The sequence below is a fragment of the Achromobacter maghribensis genome (assembly GCF_057334215.1).
The window spans coordinates 1-8,426 of record NZ_JBHFII010000041.1 but is presented as its reverse complement, the minus strand read 5'-3'; the positions used below and the strand labels follow the sequence as shown (position 1 = coordinate 8,426).

7 protein-coding genes are annotated in these 8,426 nt (G+C 66.2%); 3 read left to right on the top strand and 4 right to left on the bottom strand.

The window, feature by feature from the left end; genetic code table 11:
- Positions 1 to 50: 50 nt before the first annotated feature.
- From ACE039_RS16800 to ACE039_RS16785, 4 genes are all read right to left on the bottom strand, one after another.
- Positions 51 to 1,154, bottom strand: a complete 1,104-nt coding sequence (locus ACE039_RS16800) for a polyamine ABC transporter substrate-binding protein (RefSeq protein WP_313457820.1) — start codon at positions 1,152 to 1,154, stop codon at positions 51 to 53.
- Positions 1,155 to 1,299: 145 nt separating this feature from the next.
- Positions 1,300 to 2,034 (bottom strand): 3-deoxy-D-manno-octulosonic acid kinase, encoded by a 735-nt coding sequence (locus ACE039_RS16795; RefSeq protein ID WP_485822867.1) that lies wholly within the window; start codon positions 2,032 to 2,034, stop codon positions 1,300 to 1,302.
- Positions 2,024 to 2,446, bottom strand: coding sequence for a group II truncated hemoglobin (locus ACE039_RS16790; RefSeq protein WP_199196873.1), 423 nt, complete (start codon positions 2,444 to 2,446; stop codon positions 2,024 to 2,026). The genes ACE039_RS16795 and ACE039_RS16790 overlap by 11 nt, the downstream gene beginning before the upstream one ends.
- Complete coding sequence (locus tag ACE039_RS16785) at positions 2,446 to 4,977, bottom strand: ABC transporter permease (protein WP_310032397.1); 2,532 nt, start codon at positions 4,975 to 4,977, stop codon at positions 2,446 to 2,448. The genes ACE039_RS16790 and ACE039_RS16785 overlap by 1 nt, the downstream gene beginning before the upstream one ends.
- Before the next feature lie 102 nt (positions 4,978 to 5,079).
- On the opposite strand from ACE039_RS16785, the gene ACE039_RS16780 reads away from it, so the two are divergent.
- From ACE039_RS16780 to ACE039_RS16770, 3 genes are all read left to right on the top strand, one after another.
- On the top strand, positions 5,080 to 6,054 hold the full coding sequence (locus ACE039_RS16780) for a TRAP transporter substrate-binding protein (protein WP_313457812.1): 975 nt from the start codon (positions 5,080 to 5,082) through the stop codon (positions 6,052 to 6,054).
- A 103-nt stretch (positions 6,055 to 6,157) separates the two neighbouring features.
- Positions 6,158 to 6,658 carry a TRAP transporter small permease gene (locus ACE039_RS16775; RefSeq protein ID WP_313457809.1) on the top strand — a complete coding sequence of 167 codons (501 nt, stop codon included), beginning with the start codon at positions 6,158 to 6,160 and terminating at the stop codon, positions 6,656 to 6,658.
- 34 nt (positions 6,659 to 6,692) lie between these two features.
- Positions 6,693 to 7,970, top strand: a complete 1,278-nt coding sequence (locus ACE039_RS16770) for a TRAP transporter large permease (RefSeq protein ID WP_485822866.1) — start codon at positions 6,693 to 6,695, stop codon at positions 7,968 to 7,970.
- Positions 7,971 to 8,426 lie beyond the last annotated feature (456 nt).

The window sequence follows — 8,426 nt, the reverse complement described above, 5'->3', positions numbered from 1 at the left end:
CCCGCCTCGACCGTATGCGGCGCCGAGTAACGGCTATCGCTCATGATGACTTATCTTCCAGACTTCAGCTCGGACCACATCCGGTTTTGCAGGCGTTGCACGTTCAAGGGCAGCGCCTTGATCACGTACAGGGTCTTCGCGACCTCGGCCGGCGGGTAGATCATGGGGTTGTCGGCCACGTCCTTCACCACGTACTGCCGCGCCTCTTTGTTGGCGTTGGGATAGAACATGGTGTTGGTGATGGCCGCATGGACCTTGGGCGTTTCAATGTAGTTGATGAACGCCAGGGCCTCTTCCGGATGCGGGGCATCCTTGGGGATGACCATCAGGTCGAACCACGCGGGCGCGCCGCCCTTCGGGATGAAGTAGTTCACTTCATACGCCTTCTTGGCTTCCTGCGCGCGCTTCCTGGCGATCATGACGTCGCCCGAAAAGCCGTAGACCATGCAAAGGTCGCCGACGGCCAGTTCGTCGATGTAGCCCGACGAACTGAATTGGCGGATATACGGGCGGATCTGCTTCAGCACATCCAGCGCGGCCTTGTAGTCGTCGGGATTGGTGCTGTTGGGATCCTTGCCCAGGTACTTCAGCACCGCCGGGAATACTTGCGCGGCTTCGTCCAGCATCGAGATGCCGCATTCTTTCAGCTTGGCGGCGTTCTCGGGCTTGAAGATCATGTCCCAACTGCCCAGGTCGACGTTGTCGCCCATGATCTGCTTGACCTTGGTGACGTTGTAGCCCAGGCCGTTGGTGCCGTAGCCCCAGGGGATCGCGTGCTCGTTGCCGGGATCGACGGTCGCCACCAGCGCCATCACTTCGGGGTCCAGGTACTTCCAGTTCGGGATCTTGGACTTGTCCAGCTTCTGGAACAGGCCGGCCTCGATCTGGCGCGAGGCGTAATGGGTGGACGGGACAACGACGTCGTAACCCGACTTGCCGGCCAGCAGTTTGGCCTGCAGCGTGTCGTTGCTGTCGTAGACGTCATAGCGGACCTTGATGCCGGTTTCCTTTTCGAAACCCGGAATCGTGTCCGGCGCCGTGTATTCGGCCCAGTTGTAGACGTTGACGACCTTGTTCTGCGCGACCGCCGACGATGCCGATGCCGCGACCAACACCGCGCCTAGCGCCCAGCGCATTCCCGCCCTTAGTTCCATTACGAGCCCCCTTGCTGTATGCCGTGTGTGTCAGGACTACCAAAAGGCGAAATCATAAAGCCTTTTGGCGGTCGGCCGCCCAACTTCAGGGGATCTTCGACGCAATTGGGGCCCGATGACGGCAAACGGGCGCCCCCGCGCCGGATCAGGGTTGGACGCCGACGCCCCATGCCGTCCAGTAGCTGTCGCGCAGCTTCATCCAGAAGCGATCGCCCTCTTCTCCCGCCACTTTGACCAGCGACCGGCGCAGGCGGTCCAGGTTGGCTTGACGCTGCCGATCCGACAACGCGCCCTGGGTGCCGCGGTCGAAATCGATCAGCCAGACCTGGCCATCGCCCCCGATCAGGATGTTGAAGGCGTTCAGGTCGGCGTGCCAGACACCGGCGCGGTGCATGCGGACGATGGCATCCGCCACCGCGCGCCACAGCGGCTCGGCCAGCGCGTGGGCCAGGGGCCGCACGCCGGGGATCCGTTCGACCACGATGGCCGCCCGGTAGATGGGGCCCTGGCGCCAATACGCGGCGGCCAGCGGCGCGGGCACGGCCAGCCCCTGGGCGCGCATGGCGGCCAGCAACCGGTATTCGCGGAAGCTGCGCGTGCGGTCTTCGCCGTTCCAGAGATAGGCATCGCGGCTGACGCGGGCGATCATGCCGCCGCGACGGTAGCGGCGCAGCACGCCCTGCCAGCCCTGGCCCTGCACGAACCACGCCGCCTGGCGGCCGCCAGCGTCCACGGGACGGGCCCGGTCGCCATAATGCGCCGGGTTGAAGATTTCAGGGCCCGATCCGGCCAGGCGAGACGCGTCGCTGAGCATGGCGCCGCCAAGCGGCCCCGGCCAGGACTGACGCTGGGCGCCATTACGGGGATCGTCAGCCTTCACGGTTGCGCATCCAGTCGGCCACGCCGTAGAACGATTCCAGCAGCCGCTCCACCAGCGGCGGGGCAATGCCCTGGTCTTCCATGGCGCGCCCGATGCAAGTCACCCACTGGTCGCGCTCGACCTCGCCGATCGAGAACGGCAAATGGCGTGCGCGCAAACGGGGATGGCCGAAGCGTTCAATATAGTGGTCGGGACCGCCAAAGTACCCGCACAGGAACCAGAACAGCTTGTCGCGCGCCTGGTCCAGGCTGGGCCCGTGGGCGGCGCGAAGCGCCTTCAGGTCGGGCTCCATGTCCATCAAGTCGTAAAAGCGGTCGACCAGCGCACGCACGCCGGGCTCGCCGCCAAGAAGGTCAAAAACGCTGCGGGTGTTTTCCACGGGTTCAGTAATGGTATGGACGCGGGACGTCATCAGGTTTCTCGAAGAGTGACCAGGGGCGGCGTGCGCAACACGCCGCGCAGGGCCAGGGCGCCGCCTGCCCAGGCGCCCAGCATACCCGCGCCGATACCGGCCAGCCACGGCCAGAGGCTGAGGGTAATGGTGAAATCGAACACCTGGGTTGATAAAACCCAAGCGATCGCGGTGGCGCCGGCCGCCGCCAGCAGGCCGGCCAGCCCGCCCACGGCCCAAAGCTCGATGCGCTGGGACCGCGCCAGTTGGCTGCGCGTGGCGCCCAGCGCTCGCAGCACCGCGGCTTCGCGCATGCGCTCGTCGCGGGTGGCCGTCAGCGCCGCCGACAGCACCAGCACGCCGGCCGCCAGGGTGAACAGGAACAGCAGCTGAACCGCCTTGCCCACTTCATTCAGCACCGACTGCAATTGCTGCAGGATGGCGCCCACGTCGAACACGGTCAGGTTCGGGAACTCGCGCACCAGCGCGGGCAGCACTGCCGCCTTTTCAGGCGGCAGGTAAAAGGAAGTGATCCAGCTTTGGGGCATGTCGGCAAGCGCGGCCGGGGTCAGGATGGCGAAAAAATTGACGCGCATCGTATCCCAATCCACGCGCCGGGTGCTGGACACGGCCGCCTCGACCTGCTGGCCGGCCACATCGAAGGTCATCTTGTCGCCCAGTTTCAGGCCCAGCGTCTTGGCCAGCCCCGATTCCAGCGACACCTCGGATGAGCCCGGCGCCAGCCAGCGGCCTTGCTCGATCTTGTTGGTCGACGGCATTTCGTCGCCATAGGACAGGTTGAACTCGCGGTCCACCAGCCGCTTGGCGCGCGGTTCTTCGTAATCATCAGGGCCGACGGGCTTGCCGTTGATGGCGATCAGCCGCCCGCGCACCATCGGCGACAACGCGATGCGGCCCAGGCCCTCGCGGGTCAGCGCATCGGTCACGGCCTGGCGCTGGTCGGGCTGCACGTTGATCAGGAAGCGGTTGGGCGCATCCGGCGGCATCGTGCGCTGCCAGCCGTCGATCAGGTCGGTGCGCGTCATGGTCAGCAACAGCAACGCCATCAGGCCCACCGCAAGCGCGCAGACCTGCGTGATCGTGGCGGCGCGCCGGCGCACCACCCCGGCCAGCGCGAAACGCAGCGCGGGCAGCCCCGAAGCCAGCCCGCGCAGCCGCGCCAGGCCCAGGATGCACAGCCACGCCACCAGCGCGAATACGGCGAAAGCGCCCAGAAATCCCCCGGCCACCACGCCGCCCAGCTTGGCGTCGCCCGCGAACCACCAGATCAGCAGGGCAAAGCCCGTGGCGCCCAGCGCGTAGCCGAAGGCGCTGCGGGCGCTGATCGTGTCGGCGTCGCGGCGCAGCACCCGGGCCGGCGGCACATGGCGCAACTGCGCCAGCGCGGGCAAGGCGAACCCCAGCAGCAGCAACAGGCCGGTCAGCACGCCCTGCAAGGCGGGAATGGCGGACGGCGCGGGCAACTGCGTGTCGATCAGCGACCCCAGCAGCATCACCAGCACCTGGTGCACCGCGTACCCCAGCAGGCAGCCCGCGGCGGACGAAAACAGGCCGACCAGCGTGAACTCCAGGGTCAGCATCCGCGACACCTGCGACTGCACGGCGCCCAGGCAGCGCATGACGGCAATGCCATCGCGGTGCCGGGTCATGTAGCGGCCGGCGGCCAGCGCCACGGCCACCGCGGAAATCAGCACGGCCAGCAACGCCACCAGGGACAGGAAGCGCTGCGCGCGGTCCAGGGTGCGGCGCACCTCCGGCCGGCCGGACTCCAGCGTGGCAACCTTCTGGCCGCGCTTCAGATTCTGGTTGAGCCAGGCCGAATATCCGGCCACGGCGTCCGGCTGACCGGCCACCAGCATGGCGTAGCCGATGCGGCTGCCCGGCGCGATCAGGCCGGTGGCCGGCAGGTCGCTTGCGCGCAGCAGCACGCGCGGCGCCACATTGACGAACTGCATGCCGCGGTCCGGCTCGTAGGTAATCACGCGGTCGATGCGCAGGTGGGCATCGCCCACGTTCAGGGTGTCGCCCACTTTCAGGTTCAGCAGCGACAGCAGTTGCGCGTCCACCCAGACGGCGCCCTCGGCGGGAATGTCGCGGGTGGGCGCATCCGGGGCGAAGGGCGCTTCGGCCACGCGAAGGGCCCCGCGCAGCGGGTAGCCCGGCTCCACCGCCTTCAGCGCCGCCAGTTGCGCGCCGTCGCCGGCCCCGACCATCGACGGGAACTGCCAGGTGCTGGAAAGCGCCAGGCCGCGCTCGCGCGCCTGGTCCAGGAACGCGGCGGGCACCGGTTCGTCGGCGTCCAGCACCAGGTCGGCGCCCAGCATCTGCCCGGCGTCGCGTTCCAGCGCCCGGCCGACCCGGTCGGCCAGGAAGCCCACGCTGGTGACGGCAGCCACCGCCACGACCAGCGCCAGCACCAACAGGCGCAGCTCGCCCGCCCGGGCATCGCGCATCATCATCCTGGCGCCCAGGCGCAGGGTGGACCAGAAACCGGGGCGCTTGGCCTGTGACATATCAGGGAAATCCATCATTCATCAATGTTAACTAACCGCCTATAAGGCGTCCGAATCCCGATATCATCCCGGGGCGGGAGGCAATGCCGCCCATCAAGATACCTAATACCGGAGAAGACAATGCGTAAATCCTGGCTTGCGGCCACGATTCTGGCCGCCTGCGCGGCCGCCACATCCCTGCCCTCGGCAGCCCAGACCACCCTGAAGATGGCCTACGCCCTGTCGACCTCGTCGCACTACGGCGCGGGCGCCGAAGCCATGGCCAAGTCCATCGAGGCCTCGTCCAACGGCAAGTACAAGGTACAGCAATTCGCCAACAGCGCGCTGGGCGGCGAACGCGAAGTCATCGAAGGCCTGCAGATCGGCACCATCGACCTGGCCATCGTTTCGACAGGGGCTACCCTCAATTTTGTTCCCGAGACTGGGGTTTTCGATATCCCCTTCCTGCTGCGCGACCTCCAACACGCCCGCGCGGTGCTGGACAGCAAGATCGGCCAGGACATGTTGGCCAAATTTCCCAGCCGCGGCATCATCGCCCTGGCCTGGGGCGAACAGGGCTTTCGCCACCTGACCAACAACGTGCGCCCGGTCAAGACCCCGGCCGACGCCAAGGGCCTGAAGATCCGCACCACGGAAAACCCCATCCACATCACGGCTTTCCGCCAGATCGGCATCCTGCCCACGCCCATGGCCTGGCCTGAAGTGGCCACCGCCCTGCAGCAAGGCACCATCGACGGCCAGGAAAACCCGCTGTCGGTGATCACGTCGGCCAAGCTGTCGCAAATGCAGAAGTACCTGTCGCTGACCGGCCACGTGTACGGCCCGGCGCTGGTGTTGATGTCGGCCAATGTCTATGACGGCCTGTCGGCCGCCGACAAGGCCAACTTCGACAAGGCCGGCAAGGAATCCGCCATGGCGATGCGCGCCTACGTGGACAACATCGAGAAAACCGGCGTCGAACAGCTGAAGAAGGAAGGCATGCAGGTGTCCGAAGTGGACCGCGCCGCCTTTGCCGCCGCCGTCGAGCCCGCCTACCCCGAGTACTACAAGAAGTTCGACAAGAAGCTGGTCGACGCGATCCGCGACACCAAGTAAGCGGCGGGCGCCCCACCCGGGCGCCATGCCTTCAGGCGGCGGGATTCTCGTCCCGCTGCCTGCCGTTTTCCACCCTGTGCGTTTGACGCCATCGGGATTCATCATGCGTTTGCTCTGCGCTTTCGACCGCGGCCTGTTCAAGCTGGTCTCGGTTCTTGCCCAACTTCTGCTGGTAGCCGCCGCGGCTGCCGCCTTCTACCAGGTCATTGCCCGCTTCGTGCTGCAGTCGCCCGCCGACTGGAGCGAGGTGCTGACCCGCGCCCTCCTGATCTGGACCGTGCTGCTGGGCGTGGCCCTGGCCTTTCGCCACGGCGCGATGATCAGCGTTGAACTGCTGCGCAACCTGCTCGGTGGCGCCAAGCGCCGCGTGCTGGAAACGGTGATCGGCCTGATCTGCGCGGTCTTTCTGGGCTTCCTGGCCTGGATCGGCGGCAACATGACCTATCGCGTGCGCTTCCAGACCGTGCCCAGCCTGGATATCTCGATTTCCTGGATCTACCTGGCGATCCCCGTCGGCGCGACGCTGGCCGCCATCGCCGTGCTGGCCCGCTGGTGCGCCGGCGAAGAAGACGACGTGCCCGTGCGCAACGACGCGCAAGGCTAAGCCGCCCCAACGAACCTACGCAGCAGATATCGCCATGTCCCAAATAATGATTGTCTCGATGCTGATCTTCTTCGGGCTGTCCGTGCCGGTCGCCGTGTCGATCGGCCTGGCCAGCCTGGCGGGCGTCGGCACCGCCGGCCTGCCCTGGGTGGTGGTTGCCCAGCAGTTGTACGCCGCGCTGGACAAGTATCCGTTGGTCGCCATTCCCTTCTTCATCCTGGCCGGTAACCTGATGGAAGCCGGCGGCATTTCCGAACGCATGGTGGAATTCGCCAAGAGCGTGGTGGGCGGCATCCAGGGCGGCCTGGCCTGCACCTGCGTGCTGACCTGCATGATCTTCGCGGCAGTGGCCGGCTCCAGCGTGGCGACCACGTTCGCCGTGGGCGCGATCCTGATCCCGGCGATGGTCCGCCACGGCTACCCGGCGCCGTTTGCCGCGTCGCTACAGGCCAGCGCGGCCGAATTGGGCGTGATCATTCCGCCGTCGATCCCGATGATTCTCTACGCCGTGTCCACCGACACGTCCACCGGCGAGCTCTTCATTGCCGGCGTGATGCCCGGCATCCTGATCGGCGTCGCGCTGATGTTCTACGTGTGGTTCTACGCCAAGCGCAACAACCTGGGCAAGCGCGACGGCGAAGGCCGCCTGCCGCTGTGGCCGGCGTTCAAGAGCGCCTGGCTGGCGTTGATGATGCCCGTGATCATCCTGGGCGGCATCTACGGTGGCGTGTTCACACCGACCGAAGCGTCGGTGGTGGCCGTGATGTACGCGGTGGTGGTCGGCAAGTTCATCTACCGCCGCCTCAGCTTCAAGCAGTTGTCCGTGACGCTGCACAAGTCCGTGGTGTCCACCGCCGTGATCATGTTCGTGATCGCCAACGCCGGCGTCTTCAGCTTCCTGCTGAACCGCGCGGGCATCCCGGATGCGCTAGGTACGTGGCTGTCGCAGATCTTCGAAACAAAGTTCTCGTTCCTGATGGGCGTGAACGCGGCGCTGTTCCTGATCGGGATGTTCATCGAGACGTCGGCATCGATCGTGGTGCTGGCCCCGTTGCTGCTGCCGGTGGCAATGAAGTTCGGGGTGGAGCCGGTGCACTTCGGCATCATCATGGTGGTGAACCTGGCGCTGGGCATGATCACCCCGCCGTTCGGCGTGAACCTCTTCGCCGCTTGCGCGGTGGCCAAGCTGCCGCTGGAGCGGATAGTCAGGCCGCTGATTCCGTTTGTCGGGGTGGTGATTGTCTGCTTGATCGTGATTACCTACTGGCCGGGACTGTCCTTGGGGTTGAGGGATTTGGTTTACGGGAAGTGATGGGGGGGATTCGTAGGTCGTGGTCGGCTTTTTATGCGACCGATGAGCGCTTCGTAGGTCGCCCATCGGCATACGAGGTGGTGGTGCGTCGCGCGGTGGTCGCTTGCGCGTGGGTGACGAGTCGGTTTCTTTGAGGTCCCGCAGTCATTAGGGGGTGGAGCGACGGGTGTAGCGCGATAAGTCCGGCATCAGGATGAGAGTGTCCAACGCGCGAAACCCATCATGCGGTCATGATCGACAGCCCCACCCACACGCGCGGCGCAGAAAGCCACGACGCAAGACGCTGCGTAAGCTCCACGAGGCCGGCAGGGAGCGGCCCCGCAAGATCTTCCACCACCACCCGCCGTTGGTGGGAACCCCAAGCACGCCGCCCTCCCCGGCTGACGTCAGGGCACAGCTGCTGGAGTCTGGCGCTTGGGTGGTCTGGGGCGCGCGGGGAGTCGACAAGCCCGAGGG

Excerpts from the sequence above, each read along its gene's own strand:
- ACE039_RS16775 (WP_313457809.1), top strand. The coding sequence starts at position 6,158 with ATGCGTTTGCTCTGCGCTTTCGACCGCGGCCTGTTCAAGCTGGTCTCG.
- ACE039_RS16770 (WP_485822866.1), top strand. The coding sequence starts at position 6,693 with ATGTCCCAAATAATGATTGTCTCGATGCTGATCTTCTTCGGGCTGTCC.
- ACE039_RS16790 (WP_199196873.1), bottom strand. The coding sequence starts at position 2,446 with ATGACGTCCCGCGTCCATACCATTACTGAACCCGTGGAAAACACCCGC.
- ACE039_RS16785 (WP_310032397.1), bottom strand. The coding sequence starts at position 4,977 with ATGATGGATTTCCCTGATATGTCACAGGCCAAGCGCCCCGGTTTCTGG.
- ACE039_RS16780 (WP_313457812.1), top strand. The coding sequence starts at position 5,080 with ATGCGTAAATCCTGGCTTGCGGCCACGATTCTGGCCGCCTGCGCGGCC.
- ACE039_RS16800 (WP_313457820.1), bottom strand. The coding sequence starts at position 1,154 with ATGGAACTAAGGGCGGGAATGCGCTGGGCGCTAGGCGCGGTGTTGGTC.